The sequence below is a fragment of the Pseudomonas sp. AM4(2022) genome, from assembly GCF_036346515.1.
In the GTDB taxonomy this organism is placed as follows: Bacteria; Pseudomonadota; Gammaproteobacteria; order Pseudomonadales; family Pseudomonadaceae; genus Aquipseudomonas; species Aquipseudomonas paracarnis.
The window spans coordinates 149972-172503 of the sequence record NZ_JAOTNW010000001.1 but is presented as its reverse complement, the minus strand read 5'-3'; the positions used below and the strand labels follow the sequence as shown (position 1 = coordinate 172503).

Here is a 22532-nt window from a genome sequence, read left to right as displayed (position 1 = left end):
TTTCCTCTTTTTGCAAAAGGCCCGGCATGACCGCGACAAGCAACGACCCGCTCCACGGTGTGACCCTGCAACACGTGCTCACCACCCTGGTGGACCATTACGAGTGGAGCGGCTTGGCCGAGCGCATTGATATCCGCTGCTTCAAGAGCGACCCGAGCATCAAGTCGAGCCTGACCTTCCTGCGCAAAACCCCCTGGGCGCGGGAAAAGGTCGAAGGCTTGTACGTCAAGCTGATGCGTACCAAACGCCCACTGGATTGAATGCATGAAGCGCTTTGTCGCGGCGGCCGCGTTGGCCGGTTGGGTGGGGTTGGCGATCCAGCAATACCTGATTCTCCATTCGCGCTGGACCAGTGGTGCGAGCTTGCTGGGCGGCTTGATCAGTTTCTTCAGCTTCTTCACCGTGCTGACCAATACCCTGGTGGTCGTGGTGCTCAGCTATTCACTGGTCGAGCGCGACTCTGCCGCCAAGCGGTTTTTCCTCGCGCCCCGCATCAGTAGCGCGATTGCCGCGAGCATCGTGGTGGTGAGCCTGGCCTACAACCTGCTGCTGCGGCATCTGTGGAGCCCGCAAGGCTTTCAATTTATCGCCGATGAATTGCTGCACGACGTCATGCCGTTGTTGTTTGTGGTGTATTGGTGGCGGTGTGTGCCCAAGGGTACGTTGCGGCTCAAACATATTGCCGGCTGGGTGATCTACCCATTGGTGTACTTCGGTTATGTGCTGCTGCGCGGGCACATGCTCGGGCAGTATCAGTACCCGTTCATGGATGTGGACAGCCTCGGTTATCCACAGGTGTTTGTGAATGCCGCAGGGATTTTGGCAGGGTTCATCGTCATCGCGCTGGCGATCATTGGCCTGGACAAGCACCTCAAATCCCCCTCGATTTAAAGTGAGCACCATTAAGGTGGGAGCTGGCAAGCCAGCTCCCACCTTATTTATTCTTCGTCGCTGCCCTCAGCACGCCAGTAACCCACGGCCTTGAGGTATTCCTCGTTGACCTTGTGCGTGTCCAGCAGTACCCGCCGTACCTGGCGCGACAGCTTGGTTTCGGTGGCGACGAAGCTGTACAGCGTGCCGCTGGGCAGCGTCAGGTTGCGCACCACATCGAGCAGGTCATCCTGGCCGCGCAGAACCCAGATCACCTCGACTTCGGCTGCGCTGTTCAGCGCCTGTTGTTCCGTCGCATCGGCGATTTCAATCACCGCCAACACCTTGCGCCCAGCGGGCAATTCTTCCAGGCGCCGAGCGATGGCCGGGATCGCCGTTTCATCGCCAATCAGCAGGTAGCTGTCGAAGATATCCGGCACGATCATCGAGCCACGTGGCCCGCCGATATACAGGTGCTGGCCGACCTGAACCTGCTCGGCCCACGTGGAGGCTGGGCCATCGCCGTGCAGCACGAAGTCGATGTCCAGCTCGCCAATGCTCAGGTCGTAACGCCGTGGCGTGTAGTCGCGCATCGCCGGTTGTGGGCCGTCGCCCTTGATGCTGAAGGTCGGGCTTTCCAGCGCCGCCTGCTCTTGGGCGTTCTGCGGGAACAACAGCTTGATGTGGTCGTCGCTGCCCAGGCTGATAAAACCCGCCAATTCCGGGCCGCCCAGGGTGACGCGGCGCATGCGCGGGGTGAGATCGACCACCCGCAATACTTGCAGGCGGCGGCGTTTGATTTCGTGGGTTACGCGATGAATGGTTTGAGTGTTCATTGGTCTGTCCCGTCGGCAATGGCTTGGGCGGTGCGATTGAGCAGCGCCGCGACACGAATGATTTCTTCCGGGCTCCAGTGCCCGTTATGCGAATGCAAGGCGTGGCGCAGGTTGTGCACCGCCTCATGGATTTGCGGTGGGCGGTCGTGGCCACGCAGCGAGCGCTTGCTGACATCCAGGCGCATGCGCACACCGTCCAGAGCAACGGCTTGCTCGCTTAAGAAGAGACGACCGGGGTCGGTGATTGTGTAGCGTTTTTTTCCGCCATCGGCGTCGCCGCTGATCAGCTCGCTCTCTTCAAGAAAAGTCAGGGTGGGGTAGATCACGCCGGGGCTGGGGCTGTAGGCGCCGTCGAACAGGCTCTCGATGCGGCGGATCAGGTCGTAGCCATGGCAAGGTTGCTCGGCGATCAGTGACAACAGCAGCAACTTCAGGTCGCCGGGGGCGAATACCCGTGGGCCGCGGCCGCCGCGTTTTTCAAACTCGCCGCGAGGCTCGTGTTTCATGTGCCAGTCCTCTGTGCAGGTTTAGATATAACTTAAGATATATCTTTGGGTGGGCGATAGCCTCTGGCGACCAACGGTCAATGCTGGCTTCGCCACTGAGTGAAATAAGCCGGGTAGATCTTCTTTGGCTTTAGAGTTATAACTTTAATTAGAGTTGTCGCTCGAATTTATATCAAGGCTTGTTGTTTTGCGGTTGTTTCTTACTCGTATGGTCCGTTTCTTACAGCACAATATTTAGTGCGTTTTTAACTACGTAGTTTATTTCCTACGGATACTTTTAAAGTTTTGGCTAAATGCCATCTTTTTCGTTCAAGCCCTGTTTACAAGGGCTACGCGCATTTTGGAGTGTGCCTGCATACCTGCTTTTAGTTTGCGTAGAACATTGTTAGGCATTGTGTGGTTCAACTAACCGGCAGTGTATTTCGTTGTTAAGGGGTTTCCTTGGTGACGAACCAATCAATGTTGTCAACTATAGGTATTGACCATGTTCAAGAAGTTTGCTGTCGCTGTTCCCCTGGCCGTTCTGGCGCTGTCTTCCTCGGTCACGGCTATCGCTGCCGGTGAAGCCAGCCACACCGTCAACCTCAAGGCAAACATCCCGACCACCGTGTTCCACGCCCAGCCGCGCGATCCAAACTGGGGTCGTGACGAAACCATGACCTACAACCTGGTCAGCGGTGAGTTGGCGCCCCTGAGCGCCATCTACGACATCAAGAACACCAACGGTTCGGTCGCCGCCTACATCGAAGGTGGCCCGGCTGTACTGTTCAACGGTGACGCTGCGCAGAACATCCCGCTTACCACCAGCCTCAACGGCGTCACCCTGACCGGCACGCCTCAGGAAGTGGTCAACGAAGCCGACTCCACCCCAGGCGTGGGCGCCGAAATGCGCATCGTCGCGGCCAAGCCTACCGCCACTCAACGCGGCTCCTACACCGCGGTGATGCCGGTGATCTTCGACGCCGTACTGCCAACACTTTGATGCCAATGCATGCCCGTTGACCACGGGCATTTGCTTGCAGGTCGGCTGATTTCCTTCTCTGTCCGCCGACCTGATTTTTTATCTCTTGGCATTCAGGGTATCCGTTCATGTTTCCGATGACGCCTATCGCGGCTGCGCTTGCGCTGCTGATGTGTACGAGTGCGTTGGCTGCACCTGCTGCTTCCGGCGCTGCCACCCTTGGCAGTTTGATTACCCAGGCCCAAGGCCTGCCTGCGGGTTTCAGCGATCACTTTTTCGACGTGCCGCTGGCGGTGCGCGTGGATCTCGATCAGCAACTGCTGGGCGAGGCGCTGATCGTCTTGTCGCGGGATGACCGGGTGACCCTGCTCGAATTTACCGATACCGGCGATAGCAAAGTCCCTGCCGCCACCCGTGACACCTGGCAAGCGCTGCTGGAGAAGGGCGTGGCATTGGGCGCCTGCACCCAGACCTGCCCGGAGAAGATGATCTCGGCGTTCTACAACCTGGAAAATTCCCAGCTCGCGATCCTCACCCAGGACGTCGAACGCAGTGATGACACCCCGCGCTTCTACGACCAGCCGGAAGGCGGCAGCCTCGGGCTGATCATCAACAACCAGCTCAACCTCAACGGCAGTCAGGAAGACAGCCTGGGCGGACGCTACGGCTTGCAAGCCAGTTCAAGCCTTGGCAACTGGAGCCAGGTGTTCAACCTGCAACTGGCGCGGCAAAGTGGCGATGAAGAACAAGTGCGCCATGCGATCCACGAGCTATACACCCAGCGTGAGTTGGAAGGGCAGTTTTTCCGCCTCGGCCACTTCACCCCCAATTCCGATGGCCTGACCCGTCAACTGCGCAGCTTCGGCGCCAGCCCCGATACGGCGCTGGGCCTGATGTATGGCAGTTCCGACAGCCTGGCCATCAACAATTCCAAGCCCAGTGTGTACCCGATCTACGTTACCGCCAACCGCCAGGCGGCGGTGGAGATCTACCGCAATGGTTTGTTGATCAATACCCAGGCGGTAGCGGCCGGCCTGCAGACTCTGGACACCCGGCCACTGCCCGGCGGCATCTATGAAGTTGAAGTGCGTCTGGTAGAAGACGGCCTGACTACCAGCACCACCCAGGAGCTGGTGTACAAGCCCAGCAACTGGCGCAACGCCGAAGACCGCTGGCGCTACAACATATTTGCCGGGCGCGAGACTAAGCTGTTCAGCAACTGGGATGAGCAAGCCTCAGGCGCGATGACGGCCGGCGCGTCCCTCAACTACCTGTTGCACCCCCGGGTGATCCTCGGCCTGTCGGCACGCCAGGTGCGCGAGCAATTGCAATACGGCGGCTCGGTGGACTGGACGGTGGCCAACAACACCAGCGTCTACGCCAACCTGTATCAAACCCAGGAACATGGCACGGGCATGGACCTGCAAGGGCTCTACACCTTTGGTGCGACCAACCTGGTGTTCAGCCACAACCGCAGTTGGCTCGACACCCGTGACACCTACGAAACCCTGTCGGACGGTACGCGTCTGCGGCGCAACACCTTTGTCGGCGAAGCCAGTAACACGGCGTTGTCCGTCAACCATCGCCTCGACGCGAAAAATACCCTGAACATGCGTCTGTCCCACAGCGAAGGCAATGTGGAAGGCGCCGGTATAGACCTGGGGTGGAGCCGTCATGACACATTGCTCGGCAGCGATGCCAACTGGCGTTTCTCGGTGTTCGACCGGCCCGGCACGTCCGGCACCAACGACGCACGCAATCGCGGGCTCGACGTGAGCCTCAGCCTGAACCTGGGCAGCGATGGCCGGCAGATTTCCGGCAGCCTCGGCACCCGCACCGCCCGTGATGGCGGGCGCGACAATAACGCGTCGGTGACCATCCGCCAGGACCTCACCGAGCACCTGCTGCAAAGCGTCTCGGCGACGGCGATCAGCGACACCTATGGCGTCGGCCTGTCGAGCATGGCCAGCTTCAATACCGACACGGTCAGCGGCGACGGCTTCGTGCAGCGCAGTTCCTTCAACGGTGACTTCAGCGGTGGCTTGAACCTCAACAGCACCTTCGTTGCCGGTGCCGGAAAAATGTTGCTGAGCAGCCAGTACCAGGGCAACGGTGCCGGGATGATCATCGACGTGGAAACCGACCTCGATGAAATCACCCTGCGCGCTGACGATCTTGGTGGCGGCAGCTCGGTGTTGCGCCCAGGGCGCAACTACGTGCCGGTCTCGGCCTACAAGAGCAGCAGCGTGAGCTTCGACTTCGACGGCAACCACCCGCCAGCGGCCAATATCCAACCCGCGCGCTCCAGTTATCACCTGAACAAGGGGGGCGTGGACTACCGCAAGATCACCGTGATGAAAACCGTCACCGTGCTCGGCCGGTTACTGGATGAGCGCGGCGTGCCGCTGAGGGGGCACCACGTGATCAACCACGCCAGCCGTGGTGTCAGTGAAGTGGACGGGTTCTTCTCCATGGAAATGAGCTCCAGCGCGCCGACCCTGCAGGTGCGCTACCAGAACCAGTTGCTCTGCCAGTTCCGCCTGGACCCCAGCAATGCGCCGAACGAAAACGACGTGTTGATGATTGGTGATTTGCGTTGCACGCCGGACACCTTGGCCGAAGCCACCGTTAAGGGCGAAACCGCCGGTTGACGGTGGTTTGAATAATGGAACCGGAGATTTTATGAGCGTTATCGCAGCATTAAAACGCACCATCGGGCCGTGTACGCTGGCCTTGGCGTTGGGCTCTTTCAGCCTGCCGGCGCTGGCTATTGTGGAGGAAATCACTGCTGTGTTTCGCCCTGATCCCTCTAACCCAATGAGCAATAAGTTTACCAATACCACGCCGCAAAGTGGGTTGTGCCCCTGGCACGTTCCGGCCCGATGTGAGGCAGTCAACACCTTCAGTATCCGCAACAGCGCGTTCCGGGCCAACTCCGCCGGGCCGATACCGGCCTATCCCGACGACCCACGCAAGAGCGCCTATTTCAAGGTGCCTTCAGCGTTCCGCGACCTGCAAGTGACCCACCGGGGCACTGGCAGAGTGGAAACGGTACAGATGCGCATGGCTGGAATTGGAGGGCGGTGGAATGCACCGGTCTCAGCTTGGACGACTACGGATTCAAACTGGAACCGCTACTGGTACGGGGCGCCCCCGCCGTGTATGCCGATCAATTACATTGCGGCAGGGGTAAATTTCGCGCTGTTTTTCTGGATCGTGCCTGAAAACGCCGGGGCTTGCAGTGTGACCAACGGTTATGCCATTGAGCGCATGAGCTACACCACGCTTGAGTACGGCTATGAACTCAAGACCCCCAACCCGTTGGGCATGGACGCGGGTGTGTATGAGGGGAGCATCACCTACAGCATGGGGCCGGGCGGTGACGTCGATTTCGGCGATGCGATGATCCCTGATGAGAACACCCTCACCTTCAACTTCACCCTGTCGGTGGAGCACAACCTCAAGGTTGACCTGCCGCCAGGCGGTAACCGCGTCGAGCTGTTGCCCGAAGGCGGCTGGCAAGCCTGGCTCAATCGCGGGCGCCAACCATCGCGCCTGTTCCGCGACCAGACCTTCGTCATATCCGCCAGCGGGCGTTTCAAGATGACGCTCGAGTGTGGCCTGGCGATCGGCAACACCTGCGGCCTGCGCAATGGCACGGGGGATGAGGTGCCGTTGCAGGTCGGTGTAACGCTGCCCTTTGGCCTGAACGACCAGCACGAACAGCCGGTAAACAAGGTGCCATTGCGCCTGGACGGTGTGGACACCGAGCTGTTCCAACCACAGTTCTACGTCAACAACCGCCCCGGCAACCTGCACTTTGAAGTCGAAAAAGACGATGTGAAGCAGATGCTCGAGCAGCCGGGCAGTACCTATTTTGGCGTGGTGACCGTGGTCTGGGATTCGGAAGTCTAGGCGGCCATTCATCGCACATCAGCCCGCTGGGCTGCGTTCAATCTATAAGGCGTAATCAAACATGAAACATGCAGTGTTAGCAGTAGGGCTGTTGCTGGCGTCATTGACGGCGCACGCCGGGCCGGCCCTCAATGTGGGGGTGGTGTACGACTACCTGGAAGGTGATCGCAGCTCCTACCTCAAGCGGGTCTACAACGGCGGCACCAGCACCGCGTTCATTAAGGTCAATGTGCTGGAAATCGTTTACAACGCCGACGGCACCTCAAAAGAAGTACCCATCGCCTCGATGACCGACGCCAAGGGCGCCGCCACCAGCCGAGACGGCCTGATGGCCAGCCCGGCGCGGATGATCGTGCCGGCCGGTGGTCGCCAGGGCACGCGCCTGCTGTACATGGGGGAACGCGACACCGAGCGTTACTTCCGCGTGCGCTTCATTCCGGTGGTGCCGGAAAAGGAAGATGACTTTGCCGTGACCGATGAAGAGCGTGCCGAGTACAAGGACGCGCTGGCGGCCGGGGTCAATGTCATGGCGGGCTATGGCACGGTGTTTTTCGTCAGGCCCAAAGACACCCGTTTCGATACGCAAATCAGCGAGACCGCCAGCCAGTACACCCTGCGCAACGCCGGCAACAGCGTCGTGGTCCTCGATGAGTTCAGGGACTGTTCGGTGGCGAAAAAAACCGACTGTGAAGCCACTACCAAGCACCACATCCTGCCCGGCCGCCAGTTGGTATTCGAGAAAAGGCCTGAACGCCAATTCAGCTTTCAGATGATCGAAGGCCGTGCCAAAAAACCGATGTCGGTTAACAGTAACGGGTGATGACTATGTTTAAGCAACTGACGGTACTGGCTGTGCTGATGGCGCCGGTGTTGATGGGCGGGCAGGCGGCGGCGTTCCAGGAGCGGCAAAGCTTTGATGTGTCGGTGACCATTCCGATCCACGAAGCCTATGTGTTGCCCTCCGAGCCGGATTGGATGGCGCATGACCAACTGTTGGCATGGGACCTGGCGACTGCCCGGCTCGGGCGCCTGCGCAAGAACTTCGACGTGAAGAACCTCAATGGCGGCGTGGCGGCGCGCCTGGGTGACACGCCCTACCTGTTAAGTGGCCGCAACCGCATCGAGTTGCAGGTGCTGTTCAATCGCGTGCCCTTGACGCTGGACTCGACCCAGGTGGTTAACGCCGATGAGGCGCGCACGGGCCGTCGCGCCGAACTGGAAATCTCCGCCATTGAGCCGGACGACGGTTACAAGGGCGGGGAGTATTACGGCACGGTGCACCTGGTGTTTGATTTTCTGGCGCCTTGAGTTCACGGCATTGCCGGTCCCTTGGGGAGGCTGCACGGAGTTTATATGAGCTTGATCGCTGCAACTAAGAAACGGTTGGGGCCGTGCGCTTTGGCGCTGGCAATCGGCAGTATCAGCCTGCCGGTGCAAGGGTTCGTCGAGGACATCACGGCGGTGTTTCGCCCCGACCCCACGAACCCAATGAGTAACAAGTTCAAGAACACCACGCCGCAAAGCGGTGTCTGTGCAGGGCATATACCGGCCAGATGCGAGGCGCTGAATATTTTCAGTATTCGCAATCTGGAATTCAAGGCCGACTCTGTCGCGCCGATTGCGGCTGGGCATACAGAACCGCGCCAGGGTGCTTATTTCAAGGTGCCGTCAGCGTGGCGCGATGTTCAGGTGACCCATACAGGTACTGGTGAGGCCGCGACCTTACAAATGCGCATTGCGGGCATTGGTACGCGCTGGGATATAGCCTACCCCCCTGGGGTCAGTGCGTGGACCTATGCGGGGAAAAACTGGGATTACTACTGGGTGGCTGGTGCTCCACCCTGTGTGGGCCTGGGCTATCAGGCGGCGGGGAATAGTTATGGGCTGTTCTTTTGGAGTGTTCCCGAGAATGCAGGGGCCTGCAGCCTCACGCCTGGAACGCAGATCCCATGGCTCAAATTCAGCTACCTGGAATACGGCTACGAACTCAAGACCCCCAACCCGCTGACCATGACTGCCGGCGAGTACCGCGGATCCTTGACCTACAGCATGGGGCCCGGTGGCGATTTTGATTTCGGTGATGTGATGGTCCCTGACGACAACATCGCTACCTTCAACTTCACCTTGCAGGTGGAACACATCCTCAAGGTTGAACTGCCACCGGGTGGTAACCGCGTCGAACTGCTGCCCGAAGGCGGCTGGCAAGCCTGGCTCAATCGCGGGCGCCAACCGTCGCGACTGTTCCGCGACCAGACCTTCAGTATTTTCGCCAGTGGGCGTTTCAAAATGCAGCTCGAATGTGGCCTGGCGATCGGCAACACGTGCGGCTTGCGCAATAGCGCAGGCGACGAAGTGCCCCTGCACGTCGCCGTCAGCCTACCCTTCGGTTTGAATGACGCCCACGGGCAGCCCGTGAGCAAATTGCCCTTACGCCTGGACGGTACGGGCACCGAACTGATTCAGGCCGTGTATTACGTGAACAACCGCCCAGGCACCTTGCACTTCGAGGTCGAGAAAGACCAGGTGAAAGAGATGCTCAAACAGCCGGGTAGCACTTACACGGGAGTCGTGACGGTGGTCTGGGACTCTGAGGTCTAGCAGGCGCTTCATGGGTCAATAAAGCCCCGCCCCAGGAACGGACAGGGCCGACACCGATCACGGCATTATGAAGCGGCGGTCAAGCCCACGTCTTTTATGAGGGCGTCAATCAAATCATCCAGCGTTGAGTAACGTTTATTTAGCAACTGCGGCCAACGATCAATATAGAACTGCCCCTGAGCATTAGTTTGAACAAGGGTGGAAACTATTTCCATATTATTGGAACGGTGGAGCACAGTGGCTTGAGGCGGTAAAGTCCCTTGCTCAACCACGAATTCACCGGCCGATACCAGCCGCGTTCGGGGCGACGCCGTAGTGGGGACAAATGACAAATGGACTTCTTTCTTGAGTGCCTCCATCAGATGCTCGACCGTCCGGTAGCGCTTATTGTCCAGATTCCAACGTTTAATAAAGAACTTTCTACTGGCGTCCTGTTCAATCCGCGTGCGAACAATTTCTCCGCTGTTGGAATGGTGGACCAACCAGGTATCAAGAAATGTAGGCCGCTCGATCAGGGCGTCGCCGATGTTTCTCAGCCGTGCGCTGGGCAGGGTCGTAGCGGAAACGGGGGTCATATACGCGTCATCTTTAAGTGCCTTGCTCAGCTGTTCCAACGTTGTGAAACGTTTATCCTTCAATAGCGGAAACTCTTCAATAAAGAACTTCCCCATGTCGTCAATTTTAATCGGGGCGCTCGCCTCCGCTCCGAGAATGGCGCGGAAGACCACATTGGCTTCGGTGCTTGAGGGCTGCTCGATCAGGAAGTCGTCGACATTTTTCAGCCATGCGCGGTCCGTTGCAGTTCCAGGAAACGGCGCGTGCATGCCGGCAATACCGACGTGCAACCTGAAGTCACTGCGCAGGGCTTTTGTTCCGGGAGCGCCCGGTTCGGGCCCGACGATAGTCCATTCTCCCCGCTGCAGGGGCAATGCCTGGGAGGGGGGAACATCGAGTATCCTCAAGCTGACCGCATCCTGCAGTTGCGCGATGCCCGGCACACCCAGGAACGTATCGCAGTGGGAGTCCCCTATGAGCGCTACCCAATGATGCGGGCCCAGTGCCAACTGGTCGGCCTTGATCACCTCATTGGCGAAATAGTTGAAAAGGTTCGTGCGGGCGTTGTCCGAGTACATGCCTTTAACGTGATAGCTGGCCGTGCAATCGAGTGCACGCACGCGAATGCCCGCCTTGTTAGCCGCTTTGACTACATGGGTGTAAGTATTGTCGCCGTTATAACGCGGCATTTGGCGGGCATCTAGCTTTTTCAGATAACGTTTCAGGTTTTCCGGCATTTTGTTCGTGAGGTTAAAAAGGTCCAGCTCTGCCTGATGCAGATCGGTGAGCAGGTGCTCCAAGTACAATGTACTTGACGCCCTCTTGCTTCAACAGTTTCATGTACTTGATCAAGGCCTGTTTGCTGTATGTATGAGAATGAACTTCGCCGATGACAAGTCCCCGGATCTTTTTACACAGCTGCTTGATAAACGCCTCCTCACTGGTCGCCGTGGCAAGGTCGGCGAAATCGGGGCGTGGCCGTGGCGTGTAAGCGGTAAAGGCCTTTTTGGCGGCTTCATCCAAGCGACTGCGTGTTTGCTTGAAAGCCTGGAACGCCGAATAGTATAGGGCTCCAGCGTTAGGCGGGAGGGTCGTGTTAAAGCTGTCATCTATACGCACCATCTCGTCCAGCTTCGGTTTAAACGACGCGGACAGATCAAACTCACTGTAATGAGAGGGGGATGAGGGGATCTGCGCCGCTCTCGAGGGCCCGGCCGTCGGTACTGTTTGTGGGGTTGAAGCCATTGTCAGCCTGTAGTCACCCCGGGACAGCGTGGCGCTGGAGGTATCGGGCGAAATGCCCACAGCCTGGCCCGGAGCGACATCGTCCACGCGAAGGGCGATGACATTCTGCAAGTCGGCCAGGCCCGGCACCTCGTCAGTACTGCCTATACGACTGTGTTCAACCAGGGCGATCCAGCCCTCATCGGGGTCTTTTTGCGCAAGGGTTTTGTGGGAATAGAAGTTTCTGAGGTTGCTGCTACGTGGGATAAACCGTTCTTGCTCAGAAAGCGCGAGCACATGCTCCATATGGTAGGAAACCGAGGCGTCCACGCCGTCGATTGCGACCTTCTGCTTGTGGGCTTCAAGCATCAGTTTACGGTAGGTAAAAGGGGCATCCACGTTCCACCCCAACGCTTTGTCGACCCGTGCCAGATGGTCCTCGACACGTTTCAATGCGTGAGCGAGATTGCCTTTGGCTTCACCGTTGATAATTTTAAGTTTGGTACGGAAAACATCCGCCGGCAGATTCTCGATGTACACACGCTTTAGCCCTTTCGCTGCCAAGGCCTGCATGTCTTCGATCAGTAACTGCTTACTGGCAACGCTGGTGTTGGATGCGCCAATGATCAGCCGCTTTTTGATTGGGAACAGCGTGGCAAGCACGGTAGACGGGCTGGAATCCGCTGCCAACACCGGCAAGCCAGTGCGGGCCGGGCGCGCTGGAGACGAAGCGTAAAGCGCCTGTGCATCTTGAGTCAGGTGTTTCACCTGATCGGGATAGCTGTCGCGCAGAGGCTTCAAATCAAGAAAGGCCCCGTCAAGTGCGCCCTGCGCAATGAGTTCGTCCGGATTGCTGGCGAGGCGCTTCTTAAACTCAGGGTCGAGCGCGGGTCTGAAGTACTTGCCTTGTTCGGCTGGAATCTCGTAACGCGCCAGTGTCTGGTCAACCTCCTCCTGGAGTGCCTGATACGTCTTCTTGCGCCCGCCGCCCACGACCCCGGAGCGTACCCAATGACCATCGGTGTTCTGGTTGACCAGGCGTGCAGTTGACTGCATTTGCCCGGTGACGGGGTCATGGCGAAGCAGTACATACCGCCCCAGAGGGTCGGGTGTGTTCTTTACCCAAAACGCCTGGCCTTCGAACTGCACCGGTTTCATCCCGGCAACAATGCCAGGGTCAATATCGTTGATCAGCGTGGCCTGCGTTATCGCTTTAGTCGCCGGCCTGATAGACAGTGTGTTGAGCGGGCCTTTGAGGGCCGGGCGAAAGTCAAACAGCACAGCACCGCCCACATTGGCCAGGTAGCCGATGTAGTGTTTCAAGGCACCGGCCATGTCACCCTGTTGGTAGGCACTGATGGCGAGCATCGCGTCCTTGAACGCCAGCAAGCCACCCAGGCCCAGGCTCAATACGGGAAAAGGGATAGTGGCAATGGCGGTGACCAGTTCGATGCACGTCCAGAGGATCCCCACGATCATATCCGTGCGATTGACCGTGGTGGCAACGACATCATCGATTTTGCGCTGCAGCACCATGTTGTAGAGATCATTGCGCAGGTCGGTCACGGTGGTGTGGGGGGTTGTCCGGTCATAGCGCGCCGGGCTTGGGGTTGTACGGTCAATCGTTGCGGGTAATCCATCGCGGGCCGTCTTCAAAAACGTCTCGATTCGCACCCTGGATTGGACCGCCACCCGACCCAGCAGGTAAGCCGACACGCCATCGACTTTTTTCAGCCAGTAGTTGAACAGCTTCGCCTCACGAAAGCCGATGCCATCGGGTGCGTTGGGGGTGTACAGCAACACCGGGTTGTTTGCATGGCTGAACAGGTAGTTACCCATTACCCAATCGCCGTCAATCGTCAGTCGATGGACTTTATAGGTGTTGCGGGTCGTGTCCTCTGTGTCGCCAAGGCTGTCGATGGTGCGCTCCAGCCAGGCGAGGTCGGCCCGTGTGATATTGCCACGCAGGCAACAATCGAGCGCCGCGTGGTGCATCTGCAGTTGTGTGATCGCCAAGGTGGCGTCGCGTCGTTTGGCGTAGCCAGGGCTGCTCGCGTTTTGCAATTTGGCGCGAACTTCGTCGGTGTAGCGTTGACCGATCCACACGCCGGTCACCGAGCGTGACACGTTCTGCGGTGTCAGGCTGCTCAGGTCGACGCCGGCCGGCCCGCTGAAGGTGGCCGAGGAGGAGAATTTCGGGTCGATGAATCCGACGTTATCCGGGTAACCATCTCTGTACAACCTTGTATAGGTGATGGGCTTCGGTTTGCCGCCCAACAACGGCCAGGGTGCCGAGACGTATAGGGTGTCCGGGTCAACATCATTCTGTTCGCGGCCCAGCAGCGTGTTCAGGCTGCGTTTGGCTTTATCGTGCAGATAGGCATCGAAGGTAATGAAGTGGGCTTCCGAATCGGGCATGGCGTTATAGGTGCGCAAGGCACCTGCGGCATCTTCGGCAAGGCGGGTCAAACGGGTTCGGTCCGCCGCCTGGGCCGAGCGATACCACAGCGGGGTGCTGTGTTCGTAATCGTCTTGCGCTGCCCTTTGCGAATGCACGACCATGGCGTCCAGGCATATCGGGTGCGAGCACAAAGGGCCAAATGTCACCTCCTCGTGGTCCTTCGCGTCGGGCTTGAAGCCTAACCCTGCCAGGAACGTGCCCATCTTCTGCCGAAAACGCAGGGGGCATTGCTCCAGCAGGTAGTCGCTCATGGTCCGGCCTTTCAACCGGGTTTTGTCATCGGCCCAACCGATGATGTGCGACTGGCATTCGCGTTCGGTGGTAAATGCCAGGAACTGTCGCTCGCGGGGCGAATCCGGGGTGCACAACAGCAAGCGCCGGATTTGGCCGGTGGCGTCTTCTTCGCGCAATAGCCACAGGTCTTTGAGTTGCGCGCCATGCAGCAGCACGGTTCGTGCACGCAAGCGCGGGTTCGTACCGGCTCGCAACGTTTCGAATAAGCTATGGTCTGCCTGGCTCAGATCGCCCCGCAACCGGGCGATAAAGGCGAGCAATACCAGCCGATGATCAAACAGGTCGCGAGCCGCCTTTTTGAATTCAGCCTTGGTTTGCATGTCTTTTTGCAGCGCGGCAAAGTCCTGGCGCGGTGCCAGGCCCGGTGCGCGGAGCATGTCGAGCAGGCTCTGCGCATTCAGAACGGCATGGTCACCTTGCAGTGCCGCGCCTGCATACGTCAGGGTAGTGTTTGTCAAGAAATCAGAGCCGGGCAACTCATCGCCGGTATGCAGCCCCGCGTAGCTCAAGTGCACCAGGTTGCGTGTCTGTTCATAGGTGCCGACATTGGCGACGTTGCGTCGAGTGGTGAGGTGCAAGTGGTGCGGATCCAGGTCGTGGATTTCCAGCTCTTCGTCCAGGTACTCGGTCAACTGGAAGCTCGCCAGGGCTTGAGGGGAGGCGGCAGGCCCCAGTAGCTCGATATACGTTGCCCGGGCCTGATTGTAATCCTGTATGAAACGGCTCAGGGTTTGCTGGTCCGTCGAAGCCGCGTTGCGATACCAATCCGGCAGGCCGTTGTAGACGCTGCGCTCTAGCAACTGTTGGCGCCTGAACGCCAAGCGTGATGACAAGTCTGGCAGCGCCGCCTTCACTGCCTTGTCCAAAGCTGACTCGAGCAGCGTTGCCTCGTGCAGCGGGTTTTCAGCCAGGCTCAATGCCCATTCGATGTCCTGGCGGCGCTTGTCGATGATCGCGTCGTAGGTATGTTCGAACAGTGGCTCGCCTTCAATGGGCAGCAGTTGCAATGGCCAGATATCGACGACGTCCAGCGCTTGATAACGTACAGGCAGGTGTCGGCAGAATTCTTCGCGGCCTGCCGGCAAGGCCAGCGTCGCCTTGAGACGCTGGTCGAGCTGCGCCAGCGAGTCGAAGGCCTCCAGGCCTCGGTTTGGGGTGAATAACAGGACGTGGCCGAGGTCTTCTTCCGATGTCAGGTTATCCACGACTGGGCTGGATTTACGCGTGAGCACAAAGGCCCCGGCAAACTCCACGGTGTCGTCCTGGTAGCTGAAATTGAGCGAATACATGCCCGGCCGGAAGGTCGGGCCCCGGGAGCAGTCTTCAATCATGCGCTGTTCGGCCGGCGACAGCAGGTAATCGCGCATATCGAGCTTGGCCTGCTGTTCCAGCGCATCAAGACCGGCCGTCTGGGTGAGGCAGCTCTTGCGCCCTTGACCGCCCACCGTGCTGGTTTCGTCGAGGGTTTGCAGGTGGTTGTTCAGGTCGGTTTTGAGCGTGGCGAGCAGGGTTTTACCGGTTTCCTGGGTGAGGTCTGCCCCATTCAATGTCTCAAAATGGCGGCGTGCCTGAATCAGAAACTGTTCGTTGGCAGCGGTCAGGGTGGTGTTCAGTGTTTCCAGCGCCAACAGTTCGGTTGGCAAGGCGATGGGAGGCTTGGCTTGAGGGCGCAGCTGCGGGTCGATTTCAAGCAGATGGGTGCGTATTTCTTGAAGCGTTGGTGATGCTGCCGGGGTGTTCGACGTGCTCATGGGCACTGTCCTCACGCTGATGGAATGAACCATCAGCATGGGGTTGGGGCGGGTTGTGCAGGCGGTAACTATGCAAAGTGCGGGTCAAGTACGTGCGTTCAGACCGGAGCCTGGGTGGACGTGCCAGCCGCCGACAGGTCAACAGGGGCGGTTTGCGGCGGTGTAGAGGGAATTCCCAGGCGCTCAAGGCGCGCTGTATGAGCAGGGTTGTGCCTGAGGAAAGCGCCTCCCTTGGGGGATACGTATTTCATCCAGGAGTCGATGTGAAAGCCGTTATCATATGCATATTTCATAATCTCCGCTTTTGTGATGGGCGTGGTTCTCGGGATTTCCGGGCGCAGATACAACCTGTTCCAGTCCAGGAGATGTTTGTCGGTGATCTTGCCTCTCGCCCCCGATGGAAGATTGGCTAGCCTTATTGATCGGATCATGCCTGGCTCGGTCAACTTGCCGCCCTTTGTCACGTACCTTGCCCACACGGTTGGGCTAATACGGTGGGCCCTGACAAAGGCCTGTGCAGCGTCCGAGGTTTCATCACCGAGGCCTGTCCAAGTCTTGAAAAGCTCGTCTGTAAACTTTGCGTACCCTTGCGCGGGCGCAGGGCTGAGTTTGGCTATCCCTGCCGCGTTTATCTCGCCGCTTTGCCTTACATATTTGTTCCATGACTTGACTGCGATATTTCGGTTTTTAAAGAAGTCTGCGGGGTTTAGCGTGGTCAGCGGGTTGGCTGACTGGGCATTGGCAGCGACGTGCGCGTTCCAATCCCTGAGAGCAGCGGTGAAATGGCTGTCGACTTTTGGCCCTCCGCCGGGCACACGGTTCAAGGTGTCCAATGCCCACTGTTGGTTGGCCAGTTTGCGCAGCTTGAAAGGTGTGAACCCTCCGCTCGGCGTGAGCACGGGGGCGACCAGCCCATGGGGGTCGTAGAGGTTGAACGAGTCCTGAATCCGAAACACCTGCTCTTTGCCTTTCCCATCGGCGCTGCGGACCAACAAGGTGCGCAGGGCGCCGGGCGTGCGATAGATGCCTGTGCCTTCGGACAGCGAGGAGCCGGCCGGAATGCCACCCTTGACCACCAGGTTGGGGTTCGCTTGTTGGAAGGCTCTTTCATAGGCTGTCAGGTCGGGCTTGGGCGTGTTTCTGGCGGACCTGAGCAGCATCTGCAACGGCTTGATGCCAATACCGGCGGTGCGTGCAGCGCCGGTGACCGTGGTGGTGGCCGTTGCAACCTCGAACAGAACACGCCCCTTTCCGGCGTGACGTGCTATCAACCCTGCAACGTTTTGCCCCAGGTTGCGTAGGGCCTGAACCGTGGTTTGCCCCATCCGGCCCACCCACTTGAAGGTGCAAGAGGTCAGATGCCCGGCCCAGGGGAACCCACCCAGTACCGTCGTGACGACTTCAACGCCGAACATCACCTTGTTGAACGTGGATTGGTCGGTCAATTCCTCGTTGGTCACGCTTTCGGTATCGGTCTTGTCCAGCAAGTACAGGTAGTTCTGCCGGTACAACCCCTCCAGCACATCGCCGGGATGGGCCACCAGGCGATGATTGAGCAAGCGGGTGTTGGCCGGTAAACGTGCCTGCAGGTAAGCCTGCCAGGCCGAGTTGCGCATCAGCTTGATCAGTTCGGCTTCGCTGGCGATTTCCCTGAGCTCCAAACCGTCGGGCGCATGGGGGGCATAGAGCACCAGCATTTCATCATCGGCGGTGGAGAGTAGTAAAACGCCGTTCACGGTCTGCCCGCCGCGCCCCTCGGGAGCGTTGCTGGCCGGATTGAACATCAGGGCATTGGCGATGATTGCCTGCCCGTCGACCGGTTGGCGTGCCTTGGGGTCTGTCGCGGCGAGTACGGCAGTCACCCAGGCGGCGGCTTTCTTTTGAAGGTTGTCATCGGCGACAGCAGTGCTGTAGGCATCCGGATTCAAGCGGGCCGACAAGGCTGCATAGTCCAGGGCGGCCGCCTGACTCGCTATCCAGGCTCTCTGGAGCGAGGTGTTTCTTGAGGATGTTCTCGGTGTACTCGTGGCCGATATTCAGCTCTTTGACCCACAGTTCGAGGCGTTCCTTGTCCACGGTGATGGCATTGCCTTGGGCGTCACGTAGCCAGTTGCCCTGCGAGGTGGTCAGTTTGGCTTCCAACGTGTCGTCTTCTGTCCACGATAAGCTCCTGGCCCACGGTTTGTTGTTTTTCAGCAGCAGGTTGGTCAGGCTGATGGGGCTCGACCTCACCGTTTCATGTACTGAGCCAAAACCGGCACCGCCACTGATACGGGTTCTTGTGGTACGGATGACCATCGTCTGGTCCGGGTCAACGCCCTGCGCGGGGTGGTCTGCCAGGAAGGCGCGTATCTTCAGCAGTACCTGTTGCCTGGCATACTTGGCCAGTGTGGGGATCAGCGCGTTCCATTGCTTGCCCAGTTCGTCCTGTTTCTCGTCTGTGGTGCGGGATTGGTCTAGCAGTGCCTTCTGGTCCGCTGGGCTCAGGCGCTTTTCCCAGTCCGCCCGCCAATGTTCCAGCAGTCGTTGGTTACGCGCCACAAAGGCCTCTGCCATGTCCAGCAGCTCGACCAGCTCCGTACGGCCATTGCCTTGGGGATCCGGTTCACCGTCGGCCAGGCCCAGGATGGCCTCGATGTCAGACTGCTGCTTGTCCAGCAACGCTTGAATACTGTCGGCGACAAAATCACATTCTATCGGCGCAAAGGTGTTGCGCAGGTCACTGCCCCATAACCCGGTTTTGCCGCGCAGTACCAACAGCGGCAAGCTGGCGATCAGTAACCTGCCCGTGTCCTCACCGGTATTGATGCGTGCCTTCAGGGTGTCGTGCAGTGTTTGCAGGGTTGCAAACTCTTCAAAGCCCTGGTTTGGGGTATACAGCACTACCTGGCCCGCTTCAGCCCTGTGGGTACTGAGGTTTTTGTGCCCGTAGGGCCAGTGGGGAAGTGCCGGGCTGGAGCCGTCGCGGGAGGTCAGGACGAAGCTGCCGGCCAGGCGCACACCCTCTGCGTCACCGGTGCTCAGCGTTAGTTGATACACCCCTGGTCGATTTCCGTGGCCGAAGCGGGCTTCACGCCGGGCCAGGGTCGGGTAGAGCAGCACGCGATCAATCAGCCGTTTTGCTTGGGGGCTCAAGGTGTTGTCGGCGAAAGCCAGGCGCGCCTGCACATCCAGGACTTGACGGTGTACCTCTATCAGCCTGGCCTGTGGGCAGGCCAACTCAGGCGCAATGGGCGTCTGCCAGTAAGTGGTGACGTTTGCGGTCAACCTGGCCAGTAGGGTTTCAGCCAGGGCCGTCAGTGTGCCGGTATAGGGGACCTGATCGACAGTGCTGAAAGCCGTGGCGCTGCTGAAGACGCCTTCGGTGTGGGTCGCTCGTTCCTGGGGTTCATCTTCCCAGCACAATAAGGTGCACAGCGCCTCCAACAGGGTTTGCGAGGATTCAAAATGGCGCTGGCCGTCGCTGTCGGTGCGGTAGCGGTTGACATACAAATCGGACGGTTTGGTCTCGGGGGGCAGCTGTGGGAAGGTCTCCTTGAGCAGGGCTGACAACACGCCCTCCAGCGAGGGATGTGTGTGTTGGGCCATTACGTATTCGATTTGCTGGTTGAGTGCGTTCCAAAGTTGTATCAGTTGCGCCTGCTGTTCAGGGTCTGGCGGGGTGTGGACGAGGTCGGGCAGGCTCATGGGGTCTACCGGTGCAGGCAAGCGGGCGCTCAATCCCGGACTGCCCTTGAGCGGCAGTGCCAGGGTTGCACTCAGCTCGGTCGCCAAGGCCTCGAACGTGGTCTGGGGGGCGCTGAAGGCTTGGTCGATATCGGCCTCTTGCTGGTCACGCTGGCCTTGCAGGCACGCACTGAATACAGGGCCGGTGATCGGCATGTAGCGCAAGTTCTGTGCGCTGCGTAACCCTTCGCCGACAAGGCTGCGCTGGCTGAGTGCGACGTTGGTGAGCAGCCGGCTTTTTTCGGCGCCCGCCACCAGGCGTCTGCGCAGGGTGTTTTCCATGGTGGAGAAATGCTCGAATATCTCAACCCCAAATTGCGGGGTGTAAAGGACAGTCGGTCGGCTCCCGTGCAATCGTTCAGTGAGTACGAAGCAGCCGTTCAGCGCCGCCGACCATTCGGGCTGGCCCGTCGAGTACAGGGTGATCCCCACCGCTTGCGGCCGCGTGGCGGTGCCCGAGGTCTCATGGAGCACCAGATTGTCGATCAACTGCCGGCCCTCGGTGTGTATCTCCAGGTGGGCCTTGGCCGCGGCAACGTCTGCCAGGGCTTGAGTGTCCGTGGGGTTTTTCTGTAAGGCCTGCTCGGCCTGTGTCACCTGTTGCAGGGCGTCGTGGGTTTTCAGATCCGACTCAAGCACAAATACCACGCGCTGTTTTTGACTGATGGCCTCAAACACACTCAGGGCCCCGGTGGTTGCCTGGGCAGACGTCCAGAACACCTCGAGCTTGCGCGAGTACAGTGCCAGGCTGTCGTGGCGCAGGTTGTCGATCAGTTGATTGAAGGCCGTGACCTCAAGTGCAGTCATTTCGCCGTCGCGGCCAGCGTCGTGGGCACGTGCGTAGAAGCCGACTGCCTGCGAGACCGCGCCGGTTTGCGGTTCTTTGGCACGCTCTGTCGGTATTTTGCCGGTGGCAATAGCCTCCTGAAGCACCTGTGTCAGGTTACGCGTTCGGGTAACACGGGGCCGCCGTGGGAGGCTGTCCGAGTCGTCCTGCGCTGGGGTGTCGTACATATACTCGTTGAGAAAAACCGCATCCGGATCAAGCGGGTTACCGGGCACAAGGTTGGCCAGTGCCTGGCGTAACTCGGAGGCCATCAACGTGGCGAAGACCGGCTGGGCATCCAGCAGATGCTCGATGGCGGTGAGACAGACCGGTAACCGGCGCAGCAAGTCTTCGGTGGGGGGCAGGGGGAGTGAAGGCATAACCTGGGTTTCCTGTAGAAATAGGGTGAGGGCACCCCACGTGAATCGAACAATCGACTCCACCTACACTAATAACCCTGGGCAAAGGGGCGGCCATACATAACCACTGCATGGGCCTTTTATCTCTGCGTGTCACTGCGGTTTTTGCAGGAACCAGGGGCCGCCTGGTTCCTGCTCGCTCCTGCAATGGGACGGAGGGTTATAACCCGGCGGTAACCATGGCCTGGCGGGTCAGGCGGCGGCCCAGCTCCTGTTCGTCATGGAAACTATTGAGAAACAGGCTCAAGTACTGTTCATCTGTCATAGGCTCGCCAGTCAGGACTTGCTCATGGGGTACATTCAGCGCGTCTGCCAGGTTGAGCAGACGTTGCCGGAGTTGGATCCGGGTGGCCGGTTTTTGTTGCTCCGGTGACAGTTGCTCATGGGCGGCCCAAGCGTTTTGAGCCAGGCGCAAATCGTCGATGCTTTCACTGGCTTGTTCATGTTGGCATTTGATCTGTCGGTACTCCTCGGGACGGGTATTGAGCAGGTAGTCGCTCCAGAAATACTGCTCAAGCATTTGGTTCACCAGCCCGTCGCCTTGCTCCTCCTCGATAACCTTGTCGTAGGCATTGGCCAGTTGTCGTCCTTGCGCGAGGCCACATAACCGCTCAGTTGCTCACGCAGGGTTTGCGCCCGTGCCTCGTTGTCGGCGGGCAAGGGCTCGCCGAGTAGAGCGGTGAGCTCGGCTTTGTCCAGAAAGTCGACGACGCGTGGGGTTAGCCGGCCTGCCAATAACGCTTCACGGCTGATGGACAGCGTTGATTCCTGTGCTGCCTGCATCGCGCCATGGTGCATCGGCTCAGGTCATGGCAGTGCGCGGCCTTGCCGTCGAGCATCAGGTTTTGCTGGCCCTTGATCAAACCTGTGATCAACGCATGATCCAGCGCCTGGATATCGCCCTTGATCAATGCCATGCGCGCGGCCACCGTGAGGGCGGCCTGTTGGTTGAGCAGCACCCGGGCGCGCAGTACACCTTCGACCACAGGGGCGGTCTGGCCGAGATAGCTCTCAAGGTGCTGTTGGTACTGGGCGCCGATGTCCAGGTCGCGAAACAGCGTTTTGAATTGCTGGATCGACAGCCGGGCTTTCAGAGGGACGACTTCGAAATGGCCCAAGGCGTCAGGCTGGGTGATGAATTGCGAATCGGCGGTGAACGCCTCGCTGTCGGCAAAATTGTGCAGTGCCGCGTCCAGCAGCGACACCGTGCTGCTTTGCACGCCACCGCCAAAGTCCCTGACCCACCATGCCTGGTCGGCCGGAGCATAGAGCCGCAGGCAGGTGCTGCGGACATCGACATCAAGGTTGTATTGTTGTTTCAGCGCGGTTTTTAACAAGGGCTCGGCGAGGCACTTTTGTACCAGTCCGGCATAATTTTTCGGCTCGATTTCAAGGCGCCGACGCGTGATACCGAGAGCGTATTGATCCAGTCGGGCAAAGCCTGGCGAATGACTGCGTAATGTTGGCCTTTATCTTCGTGTGTAGAGGGGGCAATGGTGCTCATGGCTTGTTTTCTGGAGTGAGTCGGGCGCTCAGACTAGGCTCGCGCAGGGACGCGCTTGGCAGTAGCTGTCTATCGACACGGGATGT

At 59.1% G+C, this 22532-nt stretch carries 17 protein-coding genes; 8 read left to right on the top strand and 9 right to left on the bottom strand.

Annotation, left to right across the window (positions count from 1 at the left end; all coding sequences use genetic code 11):
• The first annotated feature begins 26 nt into the window (after window positions 1–26).
• On the top strand, window positions 27–260 hold the full coding sequence (locus ODQ19_RS00760) for a VF530 family DNA-binding protein (RefSeq protein ID WP_032893373.1): 234 nt from the start codon (window positions 27–29) through the stop codon (window positions 258–260).
• 4 nt (window positions 261–264) lie between these two features.
• On the top strand, window positions 265–891 hold the full coding sequence (locus ODQ19_RS00755; RefSeq protein WP_330209093.1) for a Pr6Pr family membrane protein: 627 nt from the start codon (window positions 265–267) through the stop codon (window positions 889–891).
• 47 nt (window positions 892–938) lie between these two features.
• Here the strand turns inward: ODQ19_RS00755 and ODQ19_RS00750 are convergent, their stop codons facing one another.
• Together ODQ19_RS00750 and ODQ19_RS00745 are read right to left on the bottom strand one after the other, a co-directional pair.
• Window positions 939–1706, bottom strand: coding sequence for a siderophore-interacting protein (locus ODQ19_RS00750; RefSeq protein ID WP_330209092.1), 768 nt, complete (start codon window positions 1704–1706; stop codon window positions 939–941).
• On the bottom strand, window positions 1703–2212 hold the full coding sequence (locus tag ODQ19_RS00745; RefSeq protein ID WP_330209091.1) for a PadR family transcriptional regulator: 510 nt from the start codon (window positions 2210–2212) through the stop codon (window positions 1703–1705). The genes ODQ19_RS00750 and ODQ19_RS00745 overlap by 4 nt, the downstream gene beginning before the upstream one ends.
• A 484-nt stretch (window positions 2213–2696) precedes the next feature.
• Between ODQ19_RS00745 and ODQ19_RS00740 the strand changes: the two genes are divergently transcribed.
• The 6 genes from ODQ19_RS00740 to ODQ19_RS00715 all read left to right on the top strand — a co-directional run bounded on the left by ODQ19_RS00740 (window position 2697) and on the right by ODQ19_RS00715 (window position 9686).
• Window positions 2697–3194, top strand: a complete 498-nt coding sequence (locus ODQ19_RS00740) for a CS1 type fimbrial major subunit (protein ID WP_330209090.1) — start codon at window positions 2697–2699, stop codon at window positions 3192–3194.
• A 107-nt stretch (window positions 3195–3301) separates the two neighbouring features.
• Entirely contained in the window at window positions 3302–5824 is a 2523-nt protein-coding gene (locus ODQ19_RS00735) for a CS1-pili formation C-terminal domain-containing protein (protein WP_330209089.1), read from the top strand.
• Between the two features lie 31 nt (window positions 5825–5855).
• Window positions 5856–7088, top strand: coding sequence for a hypothetical protein (locus ODQ19_RS00730; protein ID WP_330209088.1), 1233 nt, complete (start codon window positions 5856–5858; stop codon window positions 7086–7088).
• A 61-nt stretch (window positions 7089–7149) separates the two neighbouring features.
• Complete coding sequence (locus tag ODQ19_RS00725; protein WP_330209087.1) at window positions 7150–7908, top strand: molecular chaperone; 759 nt, start codon at window positions 7150–7152, stop codon at window positions 7906–7908.
• Window positions 7909–7913: 5 nt separating this feature from the next.
• Window positions 7914–8396 carry a CS1 type fimbrial major subunit gene (locus tag ODQ19_RS00720; protein ID WP_116667286.1) on the top strand — a complete coding sequence of 161 codons (483 nt, stop codon included), beginning with the start codon at window positions 7914–7916 and terminating at the stop codon, window positions 8394–8396.
• A gap of 45 nt (window positions 8397–8441) precedes the next feature.
• The gene (locus ODQ19_RS00715) at window positions 8442–9686 is read left to right on the top strand and encodes a hypothetical protein (protein WP_330209086.1); all 1245 of its coding nucleotides are present in this window, start codon (window positions 8442–8444) and stop codon (window positions 9684–9686) included.
• Between the two features lie 65 nt (window positions 9687–9751).
• On the opposite strand, the gene ODQ19_RS00710 is transcribed toward ODQ19_RS00715, so the two are convergent.
• The 7 genes from ODQ19_RS00710 to ODQ19_RS00680 all read right to left on the bottom strand — a co-directional run bounded on the left by ODQ19_RS00710 (window position 9752) and on the right by ODQ19_RS00680 (window position 22279).
• Entirely contained in the window at window positions 9752–11041 is a 1290-nt protein-coding gene (locus tag ODQ19_RS00710; RefSeq protein WP_330209085.1) for a membrane-targeted effector domain-containing toxin, read from the bottom strand.
• Window positions 10992–15971 carry a dermonecrotic toxin domain-containing protein gene (locus ODQ19_RS00705; RefSeq protein ID WP_330209084.1) on the bottom strand — a complete coding sequence of 1660 codons (4980 nt, stop codon included), beginning with the start codon at window positions 15969–15971 and terminating at the stop codon, window positions 10992–10994. The genes ODQ19_RS00710 and ODQ19_RS00705 overlap by 50 nt, the downstream gene beginning before the upstream one ends.
• Before the next feature lie 98 nt (window positions 15972–16069).
• The gene (locus ODQ19_RS00700) at window positions 16070–17899 is read right to left on the bottom strand and encodes a dermonecrotic toxin domain-containing protein (RefSeq protein ID WP_330209083.1); all 1830 of its coding nucleotides are present in this window, start codon (window positions 17897–17899) and stop codon (window positions 16070–16072) included.
• Entirely contained in the window at window positions 17862–20903 is a 3042-nt protein-coding gene (locus ODQ19_RS00695) for a hypothetical protein (protein ID WP_330209082.1), read from the bottom strand. Before ODQ19_RS00695 ends, ODQ19_RS00700 begins: the two co-directional genes overlap by 38 nt.
• Before the next feature lie 199 nt (window positions 20904–21102).
• Window positions 21103–21471: a hypothetical protein gene (locus ODQ19_RS00690; protein WP_330209081.1), complete on the bottom strand. Its 369-nt coding sequence runs from the start codon at window positions 21469–21471 to the stop codon at window positions 21103–21105.
• Window positions 21468–21677: a hypothetical protein gene (locus ODQ19_RS00685; protein ID WP_330209080.1), complete on the bottom strand. Its 210-nt coding sequence runs from the start codon at window positions 21675–21677 to the stop codon at window positions 21468–21470. Before ODQ19_RS00685 ends, ODQ19_RS00690 begins: the two co-directional genes overlap by 4 nt.
• Complete coding sequence (locus ODQ19_RS00680) at window positions 21662–22279, bottom strand: dermonecrotic toxin domain-containing protein (protein WP_330209079.1); 618 nt, start codon at window positions 22277–22279, stop codon at window positions 21662–21664. Before ODQ19_RS00680 ends, ODQ19_RS00685 begins: the two co-directional genes overlap by 16 nt.
• Between the last annotated feature and the right edge of the window lie 253 nt (window positions 22280–22532).